The following is a 25,300-nucleotide window of genomic DNA, read 5'->3' as shown; positions in this document are numbered from 1 at the left end:
TTGGGCTTCGCCAAACTTTCATGGCCGAGGCCGCCGTGTCCAGTAGCCGGCATTGACCGCACCGACGGGTATCTCGCCGGCGACGATCTTCGCGACCTGGCGTACCGTCTCCGACGATTGATGCTCGATCGCCTGCGGCGTCAGGCCGCCGACATGCGGCGTTGCGATCACATTGTGCAGCTTCGCAAGCTCGGGCGTCGGCATCTGGTCCGGCGCGCGGCCGACATCCATCGCGGCACCCGCAATGCGGCCATCGCGCAGCGCGGCCGACAGCGCCGCCTCGTCGACGAGGTTTCCGCGCGAAAGGTTGATGAAGAATGCGTGCTTCGGCATCCGCGCCAGCGCGGCCTGCCCGATCAGGTTCTCGGTCTGCGCGTTGGCGATCGCGAGACAGACAACGTAGTCGGCGCGTGCCAGCAGATCGTCGAGCGGCAGATGCCCGATCGCCGCATCATCGATCGTTACGTAGGGATCGGCGACCAGCACATTCATGCCGAGCACTTTTGCGATCCCGGCAAGATAGCGCCCGATGCTGCCATAGCCTATGATGCCGATCGCGCTTCCCGCCAGCTGGCGGCCCATCACGACCTCGGGCGCCCTGCCCGCGTGATAATCCGCGGTGGCGCGCGAGACGCCGCGCGACAGATCGACCATGAAGCCGAGCGCGAGCTCGGCGACCGACTGGACGAAGCCGGCGCTCGCCTGCGTCACCAGCACGCCGGCGGCGGAGGCCGCAGCCACGTCGATGTTGCGGATGTCAACCGCGCAGCGCACGAACGCGCGCAGCTTCGGCAGCTGCGGAAAGATCTCCCCTCGCCCCTGCGTCATGCGGTCGGCGACGATGATGTCGACATCGGCCGCGGCCTCGACCAGCGCCGCCGCATCGAGCGCGTCCTCGCCCTCGTGCAGCATGACGTCGGCGACCGCGCGCAGGCCGTTCAGGCTGCGCTCGCCATAATAGTCGCGGCGCATCTGCGGGGTATGGGCAAGCAGCACCTTCACGATCCCACCCCCCTAGTAGCCGAGCGCATGCGGCAAGGCCGTGCTGATGGCGGGCACGAAGGCGATCACCAGCAGGCACAGCAACAGCAGGCCGAGATAACCCGCGATCGGCTTGATGGTCTGCTCGATCGGCACGTTGCCGATCAGGCAGGCGCCGTAGAGCCCAAGGCCGAGTGGCGGAGCAAAGAGCCCGAGCCCCATCGCGATCACAAGCACGACGCCGAAATGCAGCGGATCGATGCCGAGCTTGACGGCAACCGGCAGCAGCAGCGGGCCGAAAATGATCAGCGCCGCGGCGCCTTCGAGCACCGAGCCCATCACCACCAGCACCAGGATCGACAGCAGCATGAACAGCCAGACGCCGTGGCTGCCCGAGATCGCCAGCATGAGGTCGCCGACGGCATGCGGCACCTGCTGCAGCGTCAGGATGAAGGCCAGCGATTGCGCCGCGGCGACGATGAACAGCACCAGCCCCGAACGAACAGCCGCATGCACGAAGCAATGCGCCAGACTCCTCGCACCGAGCTCGCGGAACAGCAGGCTGCCGACGGCGATGGCGTAGACCGCGGCGAAGGCGGAAATCTCGGTCGCGGTGGCAAAGCCGCTCTTGAAGCCGAAGAAGATTATGAAGATCAGCCCGAACGAGGCGGTCGCACCGGTCCAGAGCCCGGATACCGCGACGCGCGGCTCGGCTTCCACGTTCGTGGCAGGACGCTTGCCGAAGATGATCGACACCGCGATCAGCGCCAGCGCCATCAGCGCGGCCGGCAACATGCCGGCGACGAACAGTCCGCCGATCGACAGGTTGGCGACGAAGCCGAGGATGATGAGGTTGATGCAGGGCGGAATCGTCTCCGCCATGACAGCGGAGGCGGCGAGCAGCGCCACCGCTCCGCCCGGGTTCTGCCGCGAGCGGCGCGCCGCCGGGATCAGCACCGAGCCGACCGCTGCAACGTCGGCCATCTTGGAGCCCGAGATGCCGGAGAACAGCACCATCGACATCACCATGACGACGTTGAGCCCGCCGCGCATCCGTCCGACCGCGCGCTGCAGCAGCTCGATCAGCCGGACCGACATGCCGTTGGCTTCCATCAGGTAGCCGACCAGGATGAAGAACGGGATCGCGAGCAGCACGAAATTGTCGATGCCGCGCGCCATCTGCTGGGCGAAGATCACGCCGGGCAGCGTGCCCTCGACCCAGATGAAGATCAGCGCCGCCAGCGCCAGCGCAAAGCCGATCGGCAGTCCGCCGAACAGCGTGAGGAAGAAGCCGATCAGCATCAACGCCTGCGATGACGGCACGGACGACGGCGCCAGCGCGTCCCAGGCCAGATAGAGACCCACGATGACGGCGGTCGCGACGATGGCTGCCGCCATGTCACGCAGCGGCCGGCCACAGAACGTCTCGAACGCGAAGACCGTCATGAACGCTGCCCCGATGCCCATCGGATAGAACGTCCATTCCAGCGGCAGGCCGGAGCCCGAGGTCTGGCCGGTGGTCAGCCAGCCCATCTTGACGGCATTGAACGCGACATAGCCGGCGATGATGGTGACAAGCAGCGCACCGACCGCATCGACCACCCGCCGCACGCCCGGCGGCAGCATGTTGACGAAGAAGGCGACGCCGAGATTTTCGGCGCGGGCGAGCGCGCTTGCCGCGCCGAAAAAGCTCGACCCGACCATCAGGCCGCGGGCGACGTCGTCGGACCATTCGACCGGCGCGTTGAACAGGAAGCGGGCCAGCACCGCGACGCAGACCACCACGAGATCGGCGGCAAGCAGGAGCGCGGCGATCGCGTCGCTGACGGCGAGCAGCGGTGCCGTGATCCGATCGGCGCTGCTTCTCGCCTCGACTGCGGCGACTGACATGCGCCGACCTCAGGCCTGGGTGGCGCGGATCAGGTCGACGACAGCCTTGGCCTCGGGCCGCGCCTTGATGAAATTGTCGGTCTGCGGCAGCACGCGCTTGCGGAACGCCTCCTTGTCGCATTCGACGACGGTGACGCCCTTCTCCACCAGCGCCGCCAGCGCCTCCTTCTCCACCGCAAGGCCGTGCGCGCGGGCGTCGATCGCGGCCTTGTTCGCCGCATCGAGGAAGCCTTCGCGCAGCTTGGGAGCCATGCGGTTGAAGCTGGTGTCGCTGAAATAGACCGCGAGCGGCGAGAAGATGTGCTGGGTCAGCGCATAGTGCTTCGCGGTCTCGTAGAACTTGCTCGCCAGGATGGTCGGCGGATCGTGTTCAAGGCCGTCGAGCACGCCGGCCTGCAGCGCCGTATAGATCTCGCCGAACGCCAGCGGCGTCGCGGCGGCACCCATCAGCCGCAGGCATTCGGTGATGATCGGATTGGGCAAGGTGCGGATTTTCAGGCCCGCGAGATCCTCCGGCGTCTTCACCGGCTTCTTCGCCAGCACGCTGCGCGCACCGAAATTATAGGCCCAGCCGATGATGTGAATGCCGGCGCCCTTGAGCAGCGCAGCCTCGATCGGCTTCGCCGCGCCGGCGTCGAACGCCTTGGTCTGTTGCTGGAAGCTGGTGAAGAGGTAACCGAGGTCGAAGGTGCCGACCAGCGGCACGAGATTCGCCGAGATCGACGAGCCGGACACCATCAGGTCGATCACCCCTAGCTTCACCGAGTTGATGACGTCGATCTCCTGGCCGAGCTGGTTGTCGGGGAAGAAGGTGACCTCGATCTGCTCGCCGAGCCCGTTCGCCTTCAGACTCTTGACCAGATTGTCGTAGTAGACGCGGCCATTGGCGTATTTGGGATCGTTCGGAAGCGACGACGAGCATCGCATTTTCATCACCGCAGCCTCGGCGCCGCCGATGATCGCGGGCGCGGCGGCAAGCCACGCGGTCGCTGCGACCGACGACTGCAGCACAATGCGGCGGCTCACGCGGTTCGACGTCATGATGGTGCTCCTCCCCGGGGACGGATCTTTATTGTGTTGGCCACCCGCCTGACGGCGTGAGCTTGGCAGCCGATTTGTCATAATGTATGACAAAACGGATACGGTTGTGCAAGGGCGCGGCTCGGCGGCGGCGCAGGCTGCAACCGCAGCGAGGACCTCGATGTTCCAGACATCCAACGCGTTGCGTCGAAGCGTGCACAGCCAGGTCACCGACCGCGTCGGCAGCAGCATCGTGCGCGGCGAGATCGGCGTCGGCGAAACGCTGCCGCCGGAAATCCGGATCTGCGAGATGATGGACGTCAGCCGCACCGTGGTGCGCGAGGCGATCCGCACCTTGACCGGCAAGGGCCTGATCGAGTCGCGGCCCAAGAGCGGCACGCGGGTTCGGCCGCCCGAGCAGTGGAATCAGCTCGATCCCGACGTGCTGCGCTGGCACCTCGAGACCGCGGAGATCGACCGTTACCTCGCCAAGCTGTTCCAGCTGCGCGCCGCGGTCGAGCCGGCCGCGGCAGCGCTCGCGGCGACCCATGCCGAGGAGGTCGACATCGCCCGCATCCGCGCCGGATGCGACGGCATGGACGCTGCAGAGAGCAACGAAGAGTTCGTCGCCGCCGACATCGCGTTCCACCAGGCGATCTATTTCGCCACCCGCAACGAATTCTTCTGGCCGATCGCGCAGATGTTCGAGATCACGCTGCGCCAGAGTTTTACGATCGCAGCACCGGGCTCGCACCGTCCGCGGGCACTGCGCGAGCACCGCGCGGTGCTGGACGCAATCGCCGCCGGAGATGCGGAGACGGCGCGCACAGCCACGGTCGTGCTGCTGACGAATTCCGCCGACGACCTGGTACGCATTCGCGGCAGGGAGTTCGAGACGCCACGTCCAGCCAAGCGCCGATGATGTTGGTGACTGCGGTCGTGATGCGCTCACTGCTTCCACATGGTCGTCCTGGCGAAAGCAGGGACCCCATACGCCGCGGCCGATGTTGTCGGTGGGACTCGTCGTTCCAGCGTTGCGCAACCTAGCTCAGCGGTGGTTATGGGTCCCGGCCCCCCGTGTGCAATTGCGCACCAGGCCGGGACGACAGCGAATGTGTGGTGCCGCTTGCAGATCAAAAATGGGCATCAGTGATTGACGCGTGAGCGAGGCACCGCCGGAAGGGTTCCCTCCCCCTTGCGAGAGTGGGAGCCGCGCGGCGTGCTCGCCTCACCGTCATTCCGCGCCTGCCACGAGAGTCGACCCGCACACGGGCCTGTGACCATAGTTGAAGGCTGCGACGACGAAACTTCTGGATTGTTGGCCGCATAGACGCCAAGACAGGAGCGCTATTCTGCGAAGGTTTCATTGATGCACGACGTCTCGATCCCGGCGGCCCTGATCGCCGGTCTGGTCAGCTTCCTCTCGCCCTGCGTGCTGCCGCTGGTGCCGCCCTATCTGATCTATTTGACCGGCGCGACCATCGAGCAGGTCAACCAGGACGGCGCCACCGCGGCTTCCAAGCGCGCGGTGATGACGGCGGCGCTGATGTTCGTGCTCGGCTTCTCCACCGTGTTCGTCGCGCTCGGCGCCAGCGCCTCCTTTGTCGGCGGGCTGGTGCGCGCCTGGTCGGCCGAGCTCTCGATCCTGGCGGGCATCGTCATCATCATCATGGGCCTGCACTTCCTCGGCGTGACCCGGATCGGCCTGCTGATGCGCGAGGGGCGGCTGACCGCGCCGAAGCCGGTCGGGCTGTGGGGCGCCTACGTCATGGGCCTTGCCTTCGCCTTCGGCTGGACGCCATGCATCGGGCCGATCCTCGCCGCGATCCTCTCGATCGCGGCCGCGGAGGCCACGGTGACGAAGGGCGCCGGCCTGCTCGCGGTCTATTCCGCCGGGCTCGGCATCCCGTTCCTGCTTGCGGCCTTCATGGTCAAGCAGTTCTCCTCGCTGTTCGCGCGGATGAAGCGCCATCTCGACACCGTCGAGCGGGTGATGGGCGTGCTGATGGTGGTCACCGGCATCGGCTTCCTGACCGGCGCAGTCTCGAGCGTCAGCGTCTGGCTGCTGGAAACCTTCCCGGCGCTGCAAAATATCGGCTAGGCCTTCACGCCGACGCAGGGTGCCGTCGGCTGGCTTTTGGCCGCGCCATGTCGGACTATCGGGGAATCGCCGCAATCCTCACGGGGCACCGATGGGCCAGGATCGTCAGACACGCGCCAGCTGGCCGGTCTTCCGTTCGCTCAGGTCGTTCCGGCCAAGCGACCTGCCGGGTGACCTGATCGCCGGGCTGACGCTCGCCGCGATTGCGATCCCGGAGCAGATGGCGACCGCGCGGCTCGGCGGCTTCTCGCCGCAGATCGGCTTCTTCGCCTTCATGGCCGGCTCTATCGGCTTTGCGATGTTCGGCGCCAACCGCTTCCTGTCCTGCGGCGCCGACTCCACGATCACGCCGATCTTCGCCGGCGGCCTCGCGCTGATGGCGACCGCCGGCTCGCCGGACTATCAGGCGCTCGCGATGGCGCTGGCGCTGATGGTCGGCGCGATCATGATCGCCGGCAGCCTGTTCAAGCTCGGCTGGATCGCCAATTTACTGTCGACCCCGGTGACGGTCGGCTTCCTCGCCGGCATCTCGGTCCACATCCTGTTCTCGCAATTGCCCGGCGTGCTCGGCCTGACCACGCCGGACGGGCCGACGCTCTACAAGCTCGGGGTGCTCACCGAGGAGATCGGTCAAACCAATTTCTACACGCTGGCGATCGGCCTCGGCGTGCTGGCGCTGGTCGCCGGGTCGGAGAAGATCAGCGCACGCATTCCGGGCGCGCTGATCGGCCTTGTCGTGGCCACCGTCGCCGTGATCGCTGGCCATCTCGAAAGCAAGGGCGTCAAGGTGGTCGGCACCGTGCCCGGGACGCTGCCGACGCCATCGTTTCCGGACATCGCGCCGGAGCGATGGATCAAGCTGTTGTCGCTGGCGATCCTGATCGCGGTTGTCGTCATGGTGCAGACCGCGGCGACGACGCGCTCGTTCCTGTCCGATCCGGACAAGCCGGCCGACGTCGATCGCGACTTCCTCGGCGCCGGTGCCGGCAGCCTGCTGTCCGGGCTGTTCGGCGCCTTTCCGGTCAACGCCAGCCCGCCGCGGACCGGCATCGTGTCGGAGACCGGCGGACGCACGCAGCTCTCGGGGCTGTTTGCCGCGGCCATCGTGCTCGCGCTGCTCGCGTTCGGCGCTACGCTGCTGCGGCACGTGCCCGACGCGGCACTCGGGGGCGTGCTGCTGTTCGTGGCGCTGCGCATCATCCGCGTCACGCAGATCGTCGCGATCTTCCGCCAGTCGTTCTATGAATTCCTGCTGGTGGTGGCGACGGCAGCCGCGATCATCGTGCTGCCGATCGAGCAAGGCGTCGCCGTCGGCATCGCCTTGTCGCTGCTGCACGGCATCTGGACCACGACGCGCGGCCAGCTGGCCGAATTCGTCCATGTGCCCGGCACCACGATCTGGTGGCCGACGGGCCCGCACGTCACAGGCGAGCGCACGTCCGGCATTGCCGTCGTCGGCCTGCAGGCGCCATTGTCGTTCCTCAACGCGGAAAGCTTCCACAGCGGCGTGCTCCAGGCCATCGGCGGGGCGACGCCCAAGCCGCGGCTGCTGGTGATCGAGGCCAGCGGCATGATCGAGATCGATTTCACGGCGGCGCAAGCGCTGCGCGACCTATTTCGCGAATGCCGCGATGAGGGCGTGACGGTGGCGGTGGCGCGGCTCGAATCCGAGCGCGCGCAGGATGCGTTCGAGCGCTTCGATCTCTACGAGGTGTTGCCGCGGGACCATGTCTTCCACAGCGTCGACGAAGCGGTCCGCACGCTCGGCGGACAGGCGTAGAGGTTGGTGAGATCAGTAGCCCGCATGAGCGAAGCGATACCCGGGAAACCGTTCCCGCATATCGCTTCGCTCATGCGGGCTACGCACGATCCTCCGTCATTGCGCGCAAAGCGAAGCAATCCATCGTGTGGCATATGCGGAAGCATGGATTGCCTCGTCGCTATCGCTCCTCGCAATGACGGAGCTACAAATTTAGGGCGACTCAGCTGCGTAGCCCGGATGGAGCGAAGCGCAATCCGGGATCTTCTCGCGCGTTGATAAATCGTCCCGGATTTCGCTTACACTCCATCCGGGCGACTGGACGACCTCAGGCCTGCTCACCCTCGAGCGTCGGATGCTCCCTCAGGACCTCCGCCTTGATCGAGCCGGCGTGGATGGCACGCAACAGCGCCCGCCCCGTCTTGATGTTATTGGCCTTCATGCAGAGGCCGACGATCTCGCGCACCGCGGAATCTCGCACCAGCTCGTCGGAGATCCTCATCGCGGTCTCCATCGCGACCTTGGCGGCACGCTCGTAGCGATCACGCTCGATCTGCTGCTTCTTCGCTGAGCGCTTGTCGGGCGAGCCGACCGCCTCGGCACAGCCGGCGGCATCGCGGCAGATCGCACGGATCCGCTGCGCAGCTTCGATGTCGCCGAGCGGGTGCGCGACGGGATCGTCCCAGATATCCTTGTGCTCGTCCTTGCTGAACCACCACATCGCTGCACCTTGAAAGCACGGCAAACATAGCTGGCCTTGGCGCAACCTGTGAACCGCAGAGTCGACTCGGTGCCGAGCAAGAGGTGCACACTATGGCCCGGCGGCCACACCCGCGGCCGATCCGCGCGCGAATTGATGTCGAACTCATGGAATAAAGCCCGTTTCGGTTCTGATTGCGTCAGGGCCGAGGCTGCGGGGATTTCGCTCGCCGCGTTTTCACGCGAACCGCCGAGGCTCTAAGCCGATCGTTTCGGCCCGATCGCCTCGAACTGCGCCTTTTGCTCATCGCTGAGCGTGGCGTAGAAATTTTCGAGCGCGGCGCGGACATCCTTGACCGCCTGCAGCATGACGTCGAGCCGCTTGGCGACGAAGGCAAGACGTGCGGGCGGGGTCATCGCCTCATTGGTCTGGCACGCGGCCTTCAGCTTCCGCGCGGCGTCGGCGCTGGCATCCTGCAGCGCCTGGAGCGCACCGCGCTGGGCGTCGCTGAGCTGCAGCCGCGCCTCGATCTCGCCGGTCGGCCATTCCTGCATCGCCGGCTGTGCGGCGCCGCAGCTCTGGGCGACCGTCGCGTTCGGATCGCGCGCCGCGGCTTCCTTGCGCTGGTTCTCGGCAAGCGCGTTGAGCCGCGCTTTCTGCTCGTCATCGAGCAGGCCGTAGAATTTGTCCAGCGGAGGCTTCACGATTCCGACCGCGGTGACCATTGCTTCGATCCGCTGCTGCATGGCGGCGAGGCGGTTCGGGGCCGTCAACACCACCTGCGCGGGACATGCCGCGCGAATCACCTGGGCCGCCGCGAGCGACGCGTTGCCGAGCTCGCCGAGCGCCACCGATTGCGCTTCGGTCGGCTGCACCGTATCCGCGATCTGATCCACCGGCAGGCCGGCGACCGAACGGCTGTCATTGCCGCACATCTGCTCGATGCGCCCGCCGCCGCGGTAACGGCGGCCCGTCCGGCGCTCCGGCAGATAGGCCCTGAGATCGTCATACCCATAGGGCCCGAAGATGCCGGCATAGATGTCCGGATAGCCGTAGCCCCAGAATCCGATGTCGTCGCCCCAGATCGCGTAGTCGTAGATGTCGTTGTACGCGAACGGCCAGAACAGCGGGCCGACCCAGCCATAGCCGCCGCCGGGATGCTGCCACCAGCCGTTGGCCACCGCCCCGCCGTGCCAGCCGGCGAGCGCCGCAGCCGCGGCGATCTGCGCACGCGCCGCAGGGTTGCTCAACAGCCGGCCGTTGCGCAATGCGCCGTTGCGCGACAGCGAGTTGAACGCATTGCGCATATGGCCTGGTGCGATCGCGGCATTGCGCATCCGGCCGAAATTGCCGCCCCCGCGCGATGCGGAGGCGCCATGGCCGGCGAAGCCTGATCGCGAGATCCCGTGCGAGCGGCCGAACCCGCCATGATGGCCGCCGCCGAAATGCATGTGGCCGAAGCCATGCCCGCCGCGTCCATGGCCACCACCGTGGCCATGGCCACCGCCATGTCCTCCATGGCCGCCACCATGCCCACCGCCATGGCCGCCGCCGTGTCCGCCGCCGCCTCGGGCGATCGCGTCACCCGATAGCGCCATCGCAAGCACCACGACCGCAATTCCGATTGCCCGTCCGATCATGGCGTCCTCCCTCCGCGCACCACACACGTCGCGGCAACACAGCGCAGCACAAGAGAGACGCCGGGCGGGCGGAAAAGTTCCGCGTATAACACGCGCCGCGCGCGGGCTCGCGAACGCTGCGCGGCGTGACGACGCCTCAGGCGGCCGGGACGATCTTTCCGGGATTGAAGATGTTTTGCGGGTCGAGTGCCTGCTTCAGCGCCCGCATCGCGTCGAGCGCCTCCGGACCGAGCTCGGCCTGCAAGTATTTCTGCTTGCCCTGGCCGATGCCGTGCTCGCCGGTGCAGGTGCCGCCCATGGCCTGGGCACGCTCGACCAGGCGGTGCATGAACTCCTCGCCGCGCGCCATCTCGCCCTTGTCGTTGACGTCGCAGAGCAGCGAGCAGTGGAAATTGCCGTCGCCGACATGGCCGACGATCGGCGACAGCAGGTTGAGCCGCTGCAGATCCTCCTCGGTCTCGGTGACGCAGTCGGCGAGCCGCGAGATCGGCACGCAGACGTCGGTCGCGACCACGCCGATGCCGTCGCCGGGGCGCAGCGCCTTTACCGACCAGTAGGCGTCGTGCCGGGCCTGCCACAGCTTGGTGCGGTCTTCAGGCTTGGTGGTCCAGGTGAAGTCGCCGCCGCCGCATTCGGCGGCGATGTCGCGGAAATTCTTCGACTGCTCGGCAACCTCGACCTCGCTGCCGTGGAATTCCAGCAGCAGCAGCGGCGTCTCCGGCAGCGACAGCTTCGAGTAGCTGTTGCAGGCTTTCACCTGCGCGGCATTGAGCAGCTCGATCCGGGCGACCGGAATGCCGGTCTGGATCGCAAGGATCGTGGCCTGGCAGGCGCCACGCACCGTGTCGAACGAACAGGCCGCCGCCGCGATGGTGTCGGGAATGCCGCGCAGGCGGATGGTCAGTTCGGAGATGATGCCGAGCGTACCCTCGGCGCCGACGAACAGATGCGTCAGGTCGTAACCGGCCGACGACTTCTTGGCGCGCGTGCCTGTCGTGATGATCTCGCCGTCGCCGCGCACCACCTTCAGCGCCAGCACGTTCTCGCGCATGGTGCCGTAGCGCACCGCGTTGGTGCCGGAGGCGCGGGTCGAGGTCATGCCGCCGAGCGAGGCATCGGCGCCGGGATCGATCGGAAAGAACAGACCCTGGTCGCGCAGATGCTCGTTGAGTGCCTTCCGCGTCACGCCGGGCTGGATCACGCAGTCGAGGTCCTCGGCATGGACCTCGAGCACCTTGTTCATGTCGCGCAGATCGATGCAGATGCCGCCCGCGGGCGCGTTGACCTGACCCTCGAGCGAGGTTCCGGTACCGAAGGCGATGACCGGTACGCGATTGGCGGCGCAGATTCGCACCACGTCCTGGATGTCGGCGGTTTCCTGCGCCATCACGACGGCGTCCGGCGGCTGGGTCGGCAGCCATGTGGTGGTATGAGCGTGCTGCTCGCGCACCGCCTGCGACGTGACGAGCCGGTTGCCGAACCGCGCCGCCAGCGCGTCGATCGCGCGCTTCAGGGCCTGCGGATCAGGTCGCGTCACATTGCCCGAAATCGTTGTCGCCACGTCAAATTTCCTCCCACCTTTAGCCGACCGTGGCAAAGCTTGTATAAGGGGTCAAGAGAGCCTGACTTGAAAAAGTGGACGCCGGAGTCACAGAAAAGCTCATGCTCGAACGCCAACGAACCGGGGACGGATCATGACTTCAGCGACTGCCACCAGCGAGATGCCGCTTCCATCGGCCCCGTTCAGATCCTCGGTGATGCAGATCGAGCCGCAATGGATCGACTACAACGGCCATCTCAACATGGCCTACTACAACGTGATGTTCGACCGCGCCATCGACGAGATGTGGCTGCAGCTCGGCATCGGGCCGGACTACATGAAGGCGCGGCACTGCTCGACCTTCACCGCCGAGTGCCACGTCCGCTATCTCCGCGAGATTCATCTCGGCGATCCCGTGCAGGTCCAGGTCTACCTGCTCGGCGCCGACGAGAAGCGGCTGCACACGTTCGAGGAGCTGCGCCATGCCACCGAAGGCTGGCTCTCCGCGACCTCGGAAAATCTCACGCTGCACATCGACATGGAGGCGCGCAAGGTAGCGCCGTTTCCGCCCGATATCCGCGTCCGCGCGCAAGCGATCGTGGACAGCTATGTGGGCGTATCGCGTCCCGAGGGCATCGGCCGCAACGTGGCGATGCCCTCGGCGAAATAACTTGCCGTTTTCAAGCGAAGCGGCCGCCGGTTCGCGGCCTCGCTAGACCCTTGTGCGGCCGCGTACCAATCCGACCACCGCCGACACCAGAAACAGGATGACGGCGATGAAGAAGATCGCCTTGGCGATTTCGACGGAGGCGCCGGCGATGCCGCCAAAGCCCAAAATGCCAGCGATGAGGGCGATGACCAGGAACGTGACGACCCAGCTCAGCATGATCAAAACTCCGCTTCGTTTCCCTGTTGTTGCTCGGCGCGAACCTCTGCCCGGCGCCGCACCTGTTGAAACAATCCGGCGGGGAAATGCTGGTTCCTGAGCATGAAACCGCGAAATTTTCGCCGATTTCCGGAACCGCGATTGACTGCGGGCTGCTGCCAAAAGCGTTCCCGCCAGCCGCGATAAAACCTGTCAAAACGGCCGATCAGGCCCTATATGGCCTTCAATCCCTGTTAAGAAGGCTCCCCTTCACCATCCTGCGGTGTCATCGTGGGGCCGAGACGATTCGCCAATGACCGAGCCGAGCAAATTGCCCTATCACGGCGTTCCCGAGCACCAGCCGGCGGCTGGCGGCATCGCCGCGCGTGCGCGGGCGGCGGCCGGCCCGCAATATCTGAGCGGCCTCAATCCGGAGCAGCGCGAGGCGGTCGAGACGCTCGACGGCCCCGTGCTGGTGCTTGCCGGCGCCGGCACCGGCAAGACGCGCGTGCTGACCACGCGCATCGCGCATATCCTGAGCCAGGGCCGCGCGCGGCCGCATGAGATCCTGTCGGTGACCTTCACCAACAAGGCGGCGCGCGAGATGAAGCTGCGGCTCGGCCAGATGCTCGGCCAGGCGGTCGAGGGCATGCCGTGGCTCGGCACCTTCCACTCGATCGGCGGCCGCATCCTGCGCATCCATGCCGAGCTGGTGCAGCTCAAATCCAACTTCACGGTGCTCGACGTCGACGACCAGGTGCGGCTGCTGAAGCAATTGCTGCAGGCCGAGAACATCGACGACAAGCGCTGGCCGGCGCGGATGCTGGCCGGCCTGATCGACGGCTGGAAGAACCGCGGCCTGTCGCCGTCGCAGGTGCCGGCGGGCGAAGCCGCCTCGTTCGGCAACGGCAAGGGCGGCAAGATCTACGCGACCTATCAGGAGCGGTTGAAGATCCTCAACGCGGCCGATTTCGGCGACCTGCTGCTCGAGAACATCAGGCTGTTCCGCGAAAATCCGGACGTGCTGCGGCAGTACCAGAGCCGCTTCAAGTTCATCCTGGTCGACGAATATCAGGACACCAACGTCGCGCAGTATCTGTGGCTGCGCCTGCTGTCGCAGGCGCCGTCGCGGCCGGGCCAGCCGCTCTCGGCGGTGATCCCGGGCGAGCTTACCTCGCCCCGCTTGCGGGGAGAGGTCGGCGCGCAAGGCGCGCCGGGTGAGGGGGACTCTCCGCGGACTGAGCTCGAGGATAGAGCCCCTCACCCCGACCCTCTCCCCGTGAAGGACGGGGAGAGGGAGCAGACCGTTCTCAAGAACATCTGCTGCGTCGGCGACGACGACCAGTCGATCTATGGCTGGCGCGGCGCCGAGGTCGACAACATCCTGCGCTTCGAGCACGATTTCCCCGGCGCCAAGGTCATCCGCCTCGAGCGCAATTACCGCTCCACCGGCCACATTCTGGCCGCGGCCTCGCATCTGATCGCGCATAATGAAGGCCGGCTCGGCAAGACGCTGCGCACCGAGGATGTCGACGGTGAGAAGGTCACCGTCACCGGCTCCTGGGATTCGGAAGAGGAAGCGCGCGCGATCGGCGAGGAGCTCGAGGAACTGCAGCGCTCGGGCGAGAACCTCAACGACGTCGCTATCCTGGTGCGCGCCTCGTTCCAGATGCGCGAGTTCGAAGACCGCTTCGTCACGCTCGGCCTGCCCTACCGCGTGATCGGCGGCCCCCGATTCTATGAGCGCGCCGAAATCCGCGATGCGCTGGCCTATTTGCGCACCATCAACTCGCCGGCCGACGATCTCGCCTTCGAGCGCATCGTCAACGTGCCCAAACGGGGGCTCGGCGACGCCACCGTGCAGCTGCTGCACGACCATGCCCGCAAGCGCCGCATTCCGCTGTTCGAGGCGGCGCGCGCCGTGGTCGAGACCGACGAGCTGAAGCCGAAGGCGCGCGGCTCCTTGCGCGATCTCGTCATGCAGTTCGACCGCTGGCGCGCCCAGCGCGAGGTCGCCTCGCATACCGAGCTCGCCGAGATCGTGCTCGACGAGAGCGGCTACACCGAGATGTGGCAGAAGGACCGCTCGGCTGATGCCGCGGGCCGGCTGGAGAACCTCAAGGAGCTGGTGCGTTCGATGGAGGAATTCGAGAACCTGCAAGGGTTTCTCGAACATATCTCGCTGGTGATGGACCGCGACGGCGAGGCCGGCGACGAGGCGGTGTCGCTGATGACGCTGCATTCGGCCAAGGGCTTGGAATTCGACAACGTGTTCCTGCCGGGCTGGGAGGAAGGCCTGTTTCCGAGCCAGCGCACGCTGGACGAACAGGGCCGCGCTGGGCTCGAGGAGGAGCGCCGCCTCGCCCATGTCGGGCTGACCCGGGCGCGCCGCCGCGCCAAGATCTATTTCGCCACCAACCGCCGCATCCATGGCACCTGGTCGACCACGATCCCCTCGCGCTTCCTCGACGAACTGCCGGCGCACAATGTCGAAATCACCGAATCCAAGGGCGGATCGGGCTGGGGCGGCAGCGGCGGCTATGGCGCCTCGCGCTTCGACAACCTCGAATCATTCGGCTCGAGCTATTCGACCCCGGGCTGGCAGCGCGCCCAGGCCAACCGCAACCGCGGCGGCGGGGGCCGTAGCGGCAGCGGCTTCGAGGAGCGGCAATCCTCCTTTTCCTCCGAAAGCTTCAATCGCACCAAGCGCGGCCCTGTCGTGATCGAGGGCGAGCTGGTGGCGAAGTCCACCGGCACAACGTCGGATTTTTCGCTGGACGACCGGGTATTTCACCAGAAATTCGGCTACGGCCATGTGGTGAAGATCGACGGCAACAAGCTGACCATCGCCTTCGAAAAGGCCGGCGAGAAGAAGGTGGTCGACAGCTTTGTGCAACGGGTGTGACATAGCGACCTTTCTTTGGCGACCTTCTTTGGCGGTCTTCTCTGTTGGTAGCCCTTGACCCCAGTTGATTTCATGGGTTGAGATGGATCCATGGTCCGGGGGAGGTTTTTCCTTTTTGTCATCGCGCTCACCGCGCCGTCGCTGGCGGTCGCGGAGACGATGAGCTTTGGCGATTCGGCAGCCCAGCTCGCCAAGGCCTGCGGCGCAGACATCACCGCGAACTGCCGCGGCGTCAATCTCGACTCCAACCGCCTCAAGGAATGCCTGTCGCGCAACCGCGACGTGATCTCGCCGCAGTGCAAGGAGAGCTACTTCTCCACCCTCGATGCGATCCAGAAGCGGATCGCGGCGCGCGTCACCGTTGCGAATGCCTGCACCCGCGAGATCGTCAAGGTCTGCGGCGGCTCGACCAAGGAGACCAGCAAGTCGGTGCCCTGCCTCGTCAGCGCCAAGGGCCTCAGCCGCAATTGCACCCAGGCGATCAATGACGCGGGGTATCAATGATGCGGCTGTCGAGGCGAGGCTTGCGCGATCCTGGCCTTTTGGCCCTGCTGGGCACGCTGGCTTTGCTGGCGATGTCGATTGCGCCAGCGCCGGCGCAGACCGCCGTCACACGCGACGACGTCATCGCCAAGCTCAATCATTTTGAGACAGACGCCGAGATCGATGTCCCCGCGCTGCGCCAGCAGGTGGCCGAACGATCGAAGTCGCGATCGAAGAACGAGCCGCCGCCCTCGAAACGGCCGCCGATCGCTCCCGACCTGACCAAGCTGCCGACGTTTAACGTCGACATCGCGTTCGACGTCGACACGCCGATCGTGCTGCCGGAGTCGTATCAGACGGTCGGGCGGATCGCCGATGCGCTGACGCACTCCTCGCTGCTGCCCTACACCTTCCTGATCGTCGGCCACATCGAATCGACCGGACGACGCGAGAACAATGTGCTGCTGAGCCAGCGGCGCGCCGACGCGATCCGCGACATCCTGGTCAACACCTTCAAGATCACCGCGAAGCGCCTGCAGTCGGTCGGGCTCGGCGAGGAGCAGTTGCTCGACCCGACCAAACCCAACGCGCCGGTCAACAACCAGGTGCAGATCATGCTGGTCGCGAAGGTCGCCGACAGCGCGCCGCCGGCGCACCCTGTCCCGACGGCCGCCGCCAAGAAGCCGGCGAAATCAGCCAAGAAGCACTGATTGGATTGAATATCGGGGCGTCGGAACTGCGTCCCCTCCCGCCCGTATACGATGTCCCCGGGGCGAGCGGCGCCTCCACGATTTCGGAATAATAGAAGATTACCGCTGATTTGCCCGACGGGTCAAGTTGCAATATGCGCCGCCGGCCGCCGGCTCCTTTGCATGGGGTTGTTTTCGATATTTTGGTAGTGCGCCCCTGAGGCGGCAGGCTATCAGCCTCGTTCGAGCCCGGCCTCGATACGTGGACACGTGAGTTGCAGAGGCCGCAAGCGCCGTATGCAATGGCCCTGCCCGCAAGCGGGAGCGGTGCACGCTGCAGAATAAATTTCTCCCTCGCCGACCGATTGCAGAACGGACCGTGCGTTCCTATCTGGGCTGAACCCGCATCAGGCGCCTGCCCGGGCCCCAATCCGCGCGCGCCCCCTCCCTCACGCTCACCGACTCTCCATGTCGCCGATCATTTCCGTATCCAATCTTTCAAAAACCTATGGCTCCGGCTTCAAGGCGCTGAAGGGCATCAATCTCGATATCGTCAAAGGCGAGATCTTCGCGCTGCTCGGGCCGAACGGCGCCGGCAAGACCACGCTGATCAGCATCATCTGCGGCATCGCGAATCCGAGCGAGGGCCGCATCACGATCGGCGGGCACGACATCATCGCCGACTATCGCGCGGCGCGGTCGATGATTGGGCTGGTTCCGCAGGAACTGCACACCGACGCGTTCGAGTCGGTGTGGGCGACCGTCAGCTTCAGCCGCGGCCTGTTCGGCAAGCCGAAGAACCCCGCCCATATCGAGAAGGTGCTGCGCGACCTGTCGCTATGGGACAAGAAGGACGACAAGATCATCACGCTGTCCGGCGGCATGAAGCGCCGCGTGATGATCGCCAAGGCGCTGTCGCACGAGCCGCAGATCCTGTTCCTCGACGAGCCGACCGCCGGCGTCGACGTCGAATTGCGCAAGGGCATGTGGGAGGTGGTCCGCACGCTGCAGGCTTCCGGCGTCACCATTATCCTGACCACGCACTACATCGAGGAAGCCGAGGAGATGGCCGACCGCATCGGCGTCATCAACAAGGGCGAGATCATCCTGATCGAGGACAAGGCGACCTTGATGCAGAAGCTCGGCAAGAAGGAGCTGACCCTGCAGTTGCAGAACAAGCTCGAGGCCATTCCCGATGTTCTGTCTGCCTACAATCTCGAATTGTCCGACGACGGCCGCACCGTGACCTACGACTACGATACCAAAGGCGACCGCACCGGCATCACCAGCCTGCTCAACGATCTCCGCAATGCCGGCATCCGCATCTCGGACCTCGATACCAAACAAAGCTCCCTCGAAGACATCTTCGTCAGCCTCGTGAGGGCGCCATGAACTACCGCGCAATCCGGGCCATCTACCTGTTCGAAATGGCGCGCACCTGGCGCACGCTGCTGCAGAGCATCGTCTCGCCCGTGGTGTCGACCTCGCTGTATTTCGTGGTGTTCGGCGCCGCGATCGGCTCGCGCATCACCGAGGTCGAGGGCGTCAGCTACGGCACCTTCATCGTGCCGGGGCTCGTGATGCTGTCGGTGCTGACGCAGAGCATCTCCAACGCCTCGTTCGGCATCTACTTCCCAAAATTCGTCGGCACGATCTACGAGATCCTGTCGGCGCCGATCTCCTATTTCGAGATCGTCATCGGCTATGTCGGCGCCGCCGCCACCAAGTCGATCATCCTCGGCCTGATCATCCTGGCGACGGCCGGGCTTTTCGTACCCTTGCATATCCAGCATCCGGTGTGGATGCTGACCTTCCTGGTGCTGACGGCGGTCACCTTCAGCCTGTTCGGCTTCATCATCGGCATCTGGGCCGATGGCTTCGAGAAGCTGCAGATGATCCCGATGCTGGTGGTGACACCGCTGACCTTCCTCGGCGGCAGCTTCTATTCGGTGAACATGCTGCCGTCGGGCTGGCGCACCATTACCCTGCTCAATCCCGTGGTCTATCTGATCTCCGGCTTCCGCTGGAGCTTCTACGAGATCGCCGATGTCAGCGTGCCGCTGAGTCTCGGCATGACCGTGGGCTTCCTGGTCGCCTGCATGGCCATCGTGGCGTGGATCTTCAGAACCGGCTACCGGCTGAAGAACTGACTAAGCTTCAGTAGCCCGGATGGAGCGAAGCGCAATCCGGGACCTTGTCGCCAAGCCTGCAGAACCCGGATTTCGCTTCGCTCCATCCGGGCTACGCGTCTGTCGAACTGCGGCGCAAGATTCCGGGTTCATGCTTCGCATGCCCCGGAATGACAATCCCAATCAATAGCAGTGGAAATGACCGTGGCGGTAATAGCCGCGGCAGCGGTGGCCACGCTGGTAACCGCGATCCGGGATGCCGAACACGCCCTTGACCGCGCCCATGGCGCCACCAACGCCGGCGCCGACGGCGCCGCCAACCACGCCGCCCACCGGGCCGGCGACCCGGTTGCCCTCATAGGCGCCCTCATGAGCGCCGCGGACGATGCCCTGGGCATGGCCTGCATGGGGGACTGCGACCAGCGTCAAAGCGAGGGCTGCGGCCGCAAGCAGGAGCCGCGCGGAGAGGCCGGCTGGGACGACGGCCGCGGTCTTCACCTTGGTGTTGTTCATCTGGATTCCTTGATGCGCGGCGCGAACGCGCCGCCGGGCGGGATTGTTAAACGCTCATGCGGCCAAATGGTTGCGTGTCGGAGACCAATCGGGCCGTGGTCGCGGCCTGCTCGCGAAAAAGTCAGCCCGCCGTGACAGCCAGGCCCGGCTTCGGCCTTGTTTGCGCCGCGCACGGGATTAACCATGGCGACTGATCACGGCCTTGGCCCGCCACTGGAACCAAGTTCGGATTCCGTGCATATTGATTGCCGGGGACGGAGAGCCGCGGCTTCGCGAGCAGGCCTGGAGGCCAAAGGTAAAATGCGTTCGTTCCTCATTGCGTTCACGTCCGTGATGCTCTTCACCGCCGGTGCCGCACAGGCCAAAGTCGATATCACCATCGACAAGGACAACCAGCAGATGACCGTCGCGGTCGACGGCGTCGCGCGCTATCACTGGCCGGTCTCGACCGGCATCCCGTCGCGCGAAACGCCGAACGGCAGCTTCCGCGCCTTCCGCATGGAAGAGGATCACTACTCCAAGGAATTCGACGACGCGCCGATGCCGCACTCGATTTTCTTCACCAAGATCGGGCACGCGATTCACGGCACCGACTCGGTGAGCCGCCTCGGCTCGCCGGCCTCGCATGGCTGCGTGCGGCTGTCGCGCGACAACGCAACCACGCTTTACTCCCTGGTCCAGAAGGAAGGCGTGCTCAACACCACCGTGACGCTGACCGGCTCGTCGCAGGTCGCGCTGGCGCGCAATCCGCGTGGGCGCAATGGCACCGCCGTCGCCCGCCGCGCGCCGCAGCAATATGACGAGCAGTACGGCACCGCCGCCGCCGGCGACCCGGTCGTGCTGACGCCGCAGCCGCGCGACTATCCGGCGCAGGTCCGCACCGATGACGGCTACATCTATCCAGCCGACGGCAGCTCGACCGATCGCCGCTATCCGGCACCGCCGTCAAGCCGCCGTGTCTACGACGCTCAGGCCTATGGCCAGCAGCAGCAGTATTACGGCAATCAGGGCTACGCCCCGGCGCCGCAGGGCTACTACCAGCCGCGCCCCGCCTATCAGTCGCGCGGCTTCTACGGCAACACCTATCAGGATTAGAGCGTTTTCGAGCGAAGTAGGCGCCGGTTCGCGTGAAGAAAACGCGTCAAAAGAAATCTGCCGCACGCTCTTGATCCGTGACGGCGCCGCAGGCAGGGCGCCGTCAGTTCACGCTCCCCTCACCCGCTTGTGACCTTCGCAAAGGGCGCCCGTCATCGTGCGCCGTGGCCCGTCGTCGCGTCGTCATCTGATTGTAAAACTAGCCCGATATTCGGCGGCACAAGCGCCCGCCTGGCCCCTGGAGTCCGATTCACGCGGCATGCCCGATGAAATCAGGGCGAGAAGCGCGGGTCACGCAGACTAGATCAGAGGTCGACATGAAACGGGGCATCATTGTCCTTTGCCTGTGCATCGTGGCGATGGCCGCTTATTTCACGACGGACAGATGGGCCATCCGTCACACGACGCTGACGTTCCACGACGTTCTGCGCGACGACCGCGACGTCACGGTCGAGGTCGCGGTGCGCCGCGACCGGCAAATGCAGGCGATGGCCGAGATGATCGAGCTGCCGGTCGCGATCCTGAGCCACGGCAACACCGTCAAGAACACCGAGTACTCGTTCCTCACCAATTTGTTCGCGTCGCGCGGCTACCTCGTGGTCAGCATTCAGCATGATCTCGACACCGACGCGCCGATGGTCACCAAGGTCGGCGAGGAATATGTCGGCCGCCGCATGCAGTACAATCGCGGCGTCTTCAACATCATGTATGCGATCGACGAGCTCAAGAAGCTCTACCCGAACGCAAACTATCGCCAGCTGACGTTGATCGGCCATTCCAACGGCGGAGACATCTCGATGTTCTTCGCCAAGCAGCACCCCGACCTGGTCAAGAAGGTCGTCACGCTGGACAATCTGCGCGTCCCCTTCATCACCGACGGCAAGATCAAGATCCTCTCGTTCCGCTCCAGGGATCCGGTGTTCAAGGCCGATCCCGGCGTCGTGCCCGACGACGAGACCTGTGCGAGATTCGGCATCAAGGTGGTCAGAACCGAATTCCAGCACAACGATCTCAGCGACCGCGGCCCGGACAGCGCGAAGTCGTCGATCCAGGCCGGCGTGGAGCGATTCCTCGACGAGGATGCCGGCGAGAGCACGCCGACGATGCCGCTGCTCGCTGCCTCGACGCCCGCCTCCGCGAGTACAGCGCCGCCAGAGAACAAATAGTCGCGTCGCGCTGAAGGCGAGCTGGCGCTCTCCGTCGGACAGCTCTCCGTTCCGATTGAATCGGAACGGAGCTCCAGCTTCTTGCTTTGACTCTAGGCGCGCGCGTGGCGATAGCCGGTGGCAACGAGCCAGATTGCGGAAAGCAAGAAGTAGAACGCGCCGAAGCCCGCATAGGGAGCGACGTCGAGAATGGTCGGCGCAACGGTACCGACGGACTGGCTGATCATGTAGCCGCCGGCGAGTGCCGACTGTGCGCCACTCAGGATCATCGCCCATTGCGCGCCATAATGACGCCAGCGCCTGACGCCGGTGTACAATTGCAGCACGCCCGCGAGGATCGCCCAAACCCCGAACACGGCGAGGACGGCATAGCTGCTGTGGCGGAGCGCCACGATCACGGCGAGCGTCGTGATCACGCTGACCGCGACATTCAGGGCCTGGGATGGGTTGGCCTTCAGGCCGCCATTGACCCGGGCATCAGCCAGATTGGCGATGCCGTCCCACGCCGGGTAGATCACGAGCAGAACCCCGGCAGGGCCGGCTTGGCCGCTAAACAGAACGGCAGCGGCGACCCAGGCGACCGAGAAGATGGCGCGCCCGAGATAATAGGATCGCAGCCAAGTGGATTGGGTCGAAAGGTGGCTTTGCATTGACAGGGCTCCTTGTTGTCTTCCTACTAGTAGGTAGTTGATGGATTCCAGTCAATCTTGGCGCTTGGACGCCTGTGTGGAGAGGAAGGCCTTGATCTATCTTTGTAATTTACCTACTGGAAGGTAGGCATGACGTGAACGTGATGACTTCGACTTCTGAAAAAATTCTCGACGTCGCGCAGCCCCTCATCGTCGCGGGGGGCTATAACGGCTTTAGCTATGCCGACATCTCGGATGCCATCGGCATCCGGAAGGCGAGCATCCACCATCACTTCCCGACCAAGGCCGAGCTGGTCTCGGCGCTGGTGGATCGCTACCGGCAGCAGACCGAGCTGGGCCTGAAGTCGCTTCGGGAGCAATTCGCAAGCCCGGCCGACCAACTGCAGGCTTACGTGAACTTCTGGCAGGCGTGCATCGGCGATGCCTCGCTGCCGTTCTGCGTCTGCGCGATGCTTGCCGGCGAGATGCCGATGCTGCCGGACGAGGTCGCATCGCGCGTCGGCGCCCATTTCCATCATCTTGCGGGATGGCTCACCTCGGTGCTGCAGGCCGGCGCGGAACAGCATCTGTTCCGGCTGGACCAGCGGCCGCACGAGGAGGCCCAGATGCTGATGGCATCGGTTCATGGGGCAATGCTCTCGGCGAGGGCTTTCGACGATCCCGGAATGTTTGCCGCGATCGTCAAGCCCCAGTTCGCCAGACTGCTGGTAGCCGATCGCTAGAGAATTATCGCGCGGAAGCCGCCGCGATTGGCTCGGCTAGCAGGTCCTACTGCTCGCCGTCGCGCAGGCGGCGGTACACTGCACCCAGCACGTTCGAATAGTCGTCGGTCCAGACCCGCTGCTTCTCGTCGGCTTCGGTCTCGGTCCAGACATCCGACGATGCGAGCTTGCCGACGTCTTCCTCCTCGCGCGCGGAGACCACGACCGAGGTCGAGAAGATGTACTCGTTGTCGCGGCCGGAATCCTCGCTGTAGACCCAGCTCTTCATGTCGTTGGCGTCGGCAATGCCGACCACGACGCTGGCAAGTTCGAGGTGACGGTTGGAGACGTGCATCACGACCGCGCCCTGCGGCGCCAGCTTCTCCTTGTAGATCGCCATCGCCTCCTCGGTCGCGAGATGGATCGGGATCGCGTCCGACGAATAGGCGTCGACGATGATCAGATCGTAGGCGCCGTCCGGCTCCTTGGCGAAGGTCAGCCGCGCGTCGCCGATGACGGGCTTGAGGTTCGGCTCGCAGTTCTGGAGGTAGGTGAAGTATTTCGGATCGCGCGCGGTATCGACCATTGATTGGTCGATCTCGAAGAAGCGCCAGTCCTCGCCGGGGGCCGACGCGCAGGTCAGCGTCCCCGAACCTAGCCCGATCACCGCCACCTTCAGCGGCGCGCCCTTACGCTCGCGGATCGCTGATATCGCCCGCCCGATGCCGCCGTCCTTGTGATAGTAGCTGATCGGTTCGGGCTTTCCGGCGACCGGCGTGCCGTCATCGTTCTTGAACTTCTCGGCGCCATGGATCGTGGTGCCATGCATCAGCACGTGATACTGCCCGTTCGGCGTCACCACGATCTTGTGCACGCCGAAGAAGCTGCGCACGGTTTCGACGCGGCCGTCGTCGGATGGATAGGCACGCAGCACCACCAGCGCGACCACCACGGTGGCGAAGATCTTCCAGCGATTGGCGTTCAGCGCGAGCGCCAGCAGCGCCGAGAGCACGCCGACCGCGCCGATCACCCAGACCCGGTGCACGTCGAACCAGTTGAAGATGTCGCCGGCCGAATAGCTTGGCGCGATCAGCGCCACCGCCAGCACCGCGAGGAACGGCCAGTACCAGGCGCTCCAGCGCGGCAGCCGCTCCGCGCCGCCGGGCGGACGGCATAGCGCCGCGAGCGCCAGCAGGATCGGATATTCGGCGACCCACGAGAAGGTAAAAGGCGCAATAAGCCCTGCGAACAGGCCGCCGACCATGCCGCCGAACGACAGCGCGACGTAGAAGCCGGTGAGATATTTCGCCGCCGGGCGGGTGCGCGCGAGCTCGCCGTGACAGGCCATCGCGATGATGAAGAAGCAAAGCTGATGGCCACCGAGCGTGAGCAGCAGGTTCTGCTCGCCTCCGACCGCAAGCAGGATCACGACGCCGGCAATCGCCAGCGGCTGCGCCCGCAGCATCCATTTGTGCGGCAATAGTGGCCGCGACTGGAACACCAGCACCCAGGTCAAGAGATACAGCGACAGCGGCAGCACCCACAGCAGGGGCGCGGCGGCGACGTCGGTCGAGATATGCGCCGTCACCGCGATCAAGAGGCCGGACGGCACCGCGGCGAGGAAGATCCAGCGCGCCCGCAGCGGCCAGGACGGCGCCGGCGCATTGGCGTCATCGACCTGCATGTCGAGCGCGGCGGCATTGGCCGGCGACCGCAACAGCAGCACACCGCAACTCGCGATCAGAATGATCAGCAGACCATAACCACCGGTCCAGATCAGGTTCTGGGTGCGCAACGTGAACATCGGCTCGAGCAGCACCGGATAGGACAATAGCGCGAGGAAGCTGCCGATGTTCGAGGATGCGTAGAGGAAATACGGATCGGGACCATTGGGATGTCCGGTGCGCACGAACCAGGCCTGCAGCAGCGGATTGTTGGCGGCGAGCGCGAAGAACGGCAGGCCGAGCGAAACCGCGAATAGGCCGAGCAGCCAGATCGCATAGCCGGACGTCGGCGGCTCGCCCCAGCCGCTCCTGATCGCCAGTGGCAAGGTCAGCAACGCGACGACGAGCAGCACCAGATGCACCACGACCGGCGCAATACGGCCGTTCAGCTTCATCAAGAGATGCGCATAGGCGTAGCCGCCGAGCAGCAGCGACTGGAAGAACACCATCGCCACCGACCACACCGCCGGCGAGCCGCCGAGCCGCGGCAGCACCATCTTGGTGAACAGCGGCTGCACCGAGAACAGCAACAGGGCACTGACGAAGATCGCGGCGGTGTAGACAACCAGCACCAGCCGGTTGCGCGAGGCGGTCGGCTCAGACGTCATGAAAGCTCCGGCATGGACCCGGCGGGCGCCGGAGGCGGACAGTCCGGTGGCACCCCACCGGAGGATTTCAGTTGAGCATACGGCACTATCACGGACAAGAAACGGCGGTCACGCGGACTTGACGACGCGGCGCTGCGGCGC

Annotated in this window: 22 protein-coding genes; 12 read left to right on the top strand and 10 right to left on the bottom strand. The window is 65.4% G+C overall.

Features of this window, described 5'->3' with window-relative positions:
- Positions 1–18: 18 nt before the first annotated feature.
- The 3 genes from Q2M23_RS01210 to Q2M23_RS01200 are packed head-to-tail and all read right to left on the bottom strand — an operon-like array spanning position 19 to position 3,912.
- Positions 19–1,002, bottom strand: coding sequence for an NAD(P)-dependent oxidoreductase (locus Q2M23_RS01210; RefSeq protein ID WP_316393771.1), 984 nt, complete (start codon positions 1,000–1,002; stop codon positions 19–21).
- Between the two features lie 12 nt (positions 1,003–1,014).
- Positions 1,015–2,871 (bottom strand): TRAP transporter large permease subunit, encoded by a 1,857-nt coding sequence (locus Q2M23_RS01205; RefSeq protein ID WP_316393770.1) that lies wholly within the window; start codon positions 2,869–2,871, stop codon positions 1,015–1,017.
- Between the two features lie 9 nt (positions 2,872–2,880).
- A complete protein-coding gene (locus Q2M23_RS01200; protein WP_316393769.1) occupies positions 2,881–3,912 on the bottom strand; it encodes a TRAP transporter substrate-binding protein in 1,032 nt (343 codons plus the stop codon).
- A gap of 160 nt (positions 3,913–4,072) precedes the next feature.
- On the opposite strand from Q2M23_RS01200, the gene Q2M23_RS01195 reads away from it, so the two are divergent.
- From Q2M23_RS01195 to Q2M23_RS01185, 3 genes are all read left to right on the top strand, one after another.
- Positions 4,073–4,813, top strand: a complete 741-nt coding sequence (locus Q2M23_RS01195; RefSeq protein ID WP_316393768.1) for a FadR/GntR family transcriptional regulator — start codon at positions 4,073–4,075, stop codon at positions 4,811–4,813.
- 447 nt (positions 4,814–5,260) lie between these two features.
- Positions 5,261–5,992, top strand: coding sequence for a cytochrome c biogenesis CcdA family protein (locus Q2M23_RS01190; protein WP_016846251.1), 732 nt, complete (start codon positions 5,261–5,263; stop codon positions 5,990–5,992).
- 91 nt (positions 5,993–6,083) lie between these two features.
- On the top strand, positions 6,084–7,772 hold the full coding sequence (locus Q2M23_RS01185; RefSeq protein WP_316393764.1) for a SulP family inorganic anion transporter: 1,689 nt from the start codon (positions 6,084–6,086) through the stop codon (positions 7,770–7,772).
- A gap of 307 nt (positions 7,773–8,079) precedes the next feature.
- Here Q2M23_RS01185 and Q2M23_RS01180 read toward each other — a convergent pair whose 3' ends face one another.
- The 3 genes from Q2M23_RS01180 to Q2M23_RS01170 form a co-directional block, all read right to left on the bottom strand.
- Complete coding sequence (locus Q2M23_RS01180) at positions 8,080–8,472, bottom strand: hypothetical protein (protein ID WP_092088648.1); 393 nt, start codon at positions 8,470–8,472, stop codon at positions 8,080–8,082.
- A 236-nt stretch (positions 8,473–8,708) separates the two neighbouring features.
- Complete coding sequence (locus Q2M23_RS01175; protein WP_316393760.1) at positions 8,709–10,091, bottom strand: Spy/CpxP family protein refolding chaperone; 1,383 nt, start codon at positions 10,089–10,091, stop codon at positions 8,709–8,711.
- Between the two features lie 136 nt (positions 10,092–10,227).
- Entirely contained in the window at positions 10,228–11,652 is a 1,425-nt protein-coding gene (locus Q2M23_RS01170) for an FAD-binding oxidoreductase (protein ID WP_316393758.1), read from the bottom strand.
- A 160-nt stretch (positions 11,653–11,812) separates the two neighbouring features.
- Between Q2M23_RS01170 and Q2M23_RS01165 the strand changes: the two genes are divergently transcribed.
- Positions 11,813–12,301 (top strand): thioesterase family protein, encoded by a 489-nt coding sequence (locus Q2M23_RS01165; protein WP_316393868.1) that lies wholly within the window; start codon positions 11,813–11,815, stop codon positions 12,299–12,301.
- A 42-nt stretch (positions 12,302–12,343) separates the two neighbouring features.
- On the opposite strand, the gene Q2M23_RS01160 is transcribed toward Q2M23_RS01165, so the two are convergent.
- Positions 12,344–12,517 carry a DUF1328 domain-containing protein gene (locus Q2M23_RS01160; protein WP_016846258.1) on the bottom strand — a complete coding sequence of 58 codons (174 nt, stop codon included), beginning with the start codon at positions 12,515–12,517 and terminating at the stop codon, positions 12,344–12,346.
- Positions 12,518–12,809: 292 nt separating this feature from the next.
- Here Q2M23_RS01160 and Q2M23_RS01155 point away from each other — a divergent pair, with 292 nt between their 5' ends.
- From Q2M23_RS01155 to Q2M23_RS01135, 5 genes are all read left to right on the top strand, one after another.
- Positions 12,810–15,401: an ATP-dependent helicase gene (locus Q2M23_RS01155; protein ID WP_316393754.1), complete on the top strand. Its 2,592-nt coding sequence runs from the start codon at positions 12,810–12,812 to the stop codon at positions 15,399–15,401.
- Between the two features lie 90 nt (positions 15,402–15,491).
- Positions 15,492–15,905, top strand: coding sequence for a hypothetical protein (locus Q2M23_RS01150; protein WP_057015016.1), 414 nt, complete (start codon positions 15,492–15,494; stop codon positions 15,903–15,905).
- Complete coding sequence (locus Q2M23_RS01145; protein ID WP_316393752.1) at positions 15,902–16,594, top strand: OmpA family protein; 693 nt, start codon at positions 15,902–15,904, stop codon at positions 16,592–16,594. Before Q2M23_RS01150 ends, Q2M23_RS01145 begins: the two co-directional genes overlap by 4 nt.
- A 447-nt stretch (positions 16,595–17,041) precedes the next feature.
- On the top strand, positions 17,042–17,965 hold the full coding sequence (locus tag Q2M23_RS01140; RefSeq protein ID WP_018273008.1) for an ABC transporter ATP-binding protein: 924 nt from the start codon (positions 17,042–17,044) through the stop codon (positions 17,963–17,965).
- Positions 17,962–18,723 carry an ABC transporter permease gene (locus Q2M23_RS01135; protein ID WP_028342160.1) on the top strand — a complete coding sequence of 254 codons (762 nt, stop codon included), beginning with the start codon at positions 17,962–17,964 and terminating at the stop codon, positions 18,721–18,723. The genes Q2M23_RS01140 and Q2M23_RS01135 overlap by 4 nt, the downstream gene beginning before the upstream one ends.
- 162 nt (positions 18,724–18,885) lie before the next feature.
- Here Q2M23_RS01135 and Q2M23_RS01130 read toward each other — a convergent pair whose 3' ends face one another.
- Positions 18,886–19,215, bottom strand: coding sequence for a hypothetical protein (locus Q2M23_RS01130; RefSeq protein ID WP_316393747.1), 330 nt, complete (start codon positions 19,213–19,215; stop codon positions 18,886–18,888).
- Positions 19,216–19,515: 300 nt separating this feature from the next.
- Between Q2M23_RS01130 and Q2M23_RS01125 the strand changes: the two genes are divergently transcribed.
- Both Q2M23_RS01125 and Q2M23_RS01120 read left to right on the top strand, forming a co-directional pair.
- Positions 19,516–20,310, top strand: a complete 795-nt coding sequence (locus Q2M23_RS01125) for a L,D-transpeptidase (protein ID WP_316393745.1) — start codon at positions 19,516–19,518, stop codon at positions 20,308–20,310.
- A 317-nt stretch (positions 20,311–20,627) separates the two neighbouring features.
- Positions 20,628–21,476: an alpha/beta fold hydrolase gene (locus Q2M23_RS01120; protein ID WP_316393743.1), complete on the top strand. Its 849-nt coding sequence runs from the start codon at positions 20,628–20,630 to the stop codon at positions 21,474–21,476.
- Positions 21,477–21,568: 92 nt separating this feature from the next.
- Here the strand turns inward: Q2M23_RS01120 and Q2M23_RS01115 are convergent, their stop codons facing one another.
- On the bottom strand, positions 21,569–22,126 hold the full coding sequence (locus Q2M23_RS01115; RefSeq protein ID WP_316393742.1) for a DUF308 domain-containing protein: 558 nt from the start codon (positions 22,124–22,126) through the stop codon (positions 21,569–21,571).
- A 134-nt stretch (positions 22,127–22,260) separates the two neighbouring features.
- Between Q2M23_RS01115 and Q2M23_RS01110 the strand changes: the two genes are divergently transcribed.
- Positions 22,261–22,848, top strand: a complete 588-nt coding sequence (locus Q2M23_RS01110) for a TetR/AcrR family transcriptional regulator (protein WP_316393741.1) — start codon at positions 22,261–22,263, stop codon at positions 22,846–22,848.
- Between the two features lie 46 nt (positions 22,849–22,894).
- Here Q2M23_RS01110 and Q2M23_RS01105 read toward each other — a convergent pair whose 3' ends face one another.
- Positions 22,895–25,159 carry a fused MFS/spermidine synthase gene (locus Q2M23_RS01105; RefSeq protein WP_316393740.1) on the bottom strand — a complete coding sequence of 755 codons (2,265 nt, stop codon included), beginning with the start codon at positions 25,157–25,159 and terminating at the stop codon, positions 22,895–22,897.
- Positions 25,160–25,300 lie beyond the last annotated feature (141 nt).

Origin of the sequence: Bradyrhizobium sp. 33ap4 (assembly GCF_032654765.1) — a bacterium.
In the GTDB taxonomy this organism is placed as follows: domain Bacteria; phylum Pseudomonadota; class Alphaproteobacteria; order Rhizobiales; family Xanthobacteraceae; genus Bradyrhizobium; species Bradyrhizobium australafricanum.
The sequence above is the reverse complement of the archived record's forward strand: the minus strand, read 5'-3'. Positions and strand labels throughout refer to the sequence as shown.

Bases quoted from the DNA above. Each gene is read 5' to 3' on its own strand.
- Q2M23_RS01180 (WP_092088648.1), bottom strand. From the start codon at position 8,472: ATGTGGTGGTTCAGCAAGGACGAGCACAAGGATATCTGGGACGATCCC.
- Q2M23_RS01120 (WP_316393743.1), top strand. From the start codon at position 20,628: ATGAAACGGGGCATCATTGTCCTTTGCCTGTGCATCGTGGCGATGGCC.
- Q2M23_RS01200 (WP_316393769.1), bottom strand. From the start codon at position 3,912: ATGACGTCGAACCGCGTGAGCCGCCGCATTGTGCTGCAGTCGTCGGTC.
- Q2M23_RS01160 (WP_016846258.1), bottom strand. From the start codon at position 12,517: ATGCTGAGCTGGGTCGTCACGTTCCTGGTCATCGCCCTCATCGCTGGC.
- Q2M23_RS01145 (WP_316393752.1), top strand. From the start codon at position 15,902: ATGATGCGGCTGTCGAGGCGAGGCTTGCGCGATCCTGGCCTTTTGGCC.
- Q2M23_RS01165 (WP_316393868.1), top strand. From the start codon at position 11,813: ATGCCGCTTCCATCGGCCCCGTTCAGATCCTCGGTGATGCAGATCGAG.
- Q2M23_RS01125 (WP_316393745.1), top strand. From the start codon at position 19,516: ATGCGTTCGTTCCTCATTGCGTTCACGTCCGTGATGCTCTTCACCGCC.
- Q2M23_RS01105 (WP_316393740.1), bottom strand. From the start codon at position 25,159: ATGACGTCTGAGCCGACCGCCTCGCGCAACCGGCTGGTGCTGGTTGTC.
- Q2M23_RS01155 (WP_316393754.1), top strand. From the start codon at position 12,810: ATGACCGAGCCGAGCAAATTGCCCTATCACGGCGTTCCCGAGCACCAG.
- Q2M23_RS01130 (WP_316393747.1), bottom strand. From the start codon at position 19,215: ATGAACAACACCAAGGTGAAGACCGCGGCCGTCGTCCCAGCCGGCCTC.
- Q2M23_RS01140 (WP_018273008.1), top strand. From the start codon at position 17,042: ATGTCGCCGATCATTTCCGTATCCAATCTTTCAAAAACCTATGGCTCC.
- Q2M23_RS01195 (WP_316393768.1), top strand. From the start codon at position 4,073: ATGTTCCAGACATCCAACGCGTTGCGTCGAAGCGTGCACAGCCAGGTC.
- Q2M23_RS01135 (WP_028342160.1), top strand. From the start codon at position 17,962: ATGAACTACCGCGCAATCCGGGCCATCTACCTGTTCGAAATGGCGCGC.
- Q2M23_RS01190 (WP_016846251.1), top strand. From the start codon at position 5,261: ATGCACGACGTCTCGATCCCGGCGGCCCTGATCGCCGGTCTGGTCAGC.
- Q2M23_RS01115 (WP_316393742.1), bottom strand. From the start codon at position 22,126: ATGCAAAGCCACCTTTCGACCCAATCCACTTGGCTGCGATCCTATTAT.
- Q2M23_RS01150 (WP_057015016.1), top strand. From the start codon at position 15,492: ATGGTCCGGGGGAGGTTTTTCCTTTTTGTCATCGCGCTCACCGCGCCG.
- Q2M23_RS01175 (WP_316393760.1), bottom strand. From the start codon at position 10,091: ATGATCGGACGGGCAATCGGAATTGCGGTCGTGGTGCTTGCGATGGCG.
- Q2M23_RS01185 (WP_316393764.1), top strand. From the start codon at position 6,084: ATGGGCCAGGATCGTCAGACACGCGCCAGCTGGCCGGTCTTCCGTTCG.
- Q2M23_RS01205 (WP_316393770.1), bottom strand. From the start codon at position 2,871: ATGTCAGTCGCCGCAGTCGAGGCGAGAAGCAGCGCCGATCGGATCACG.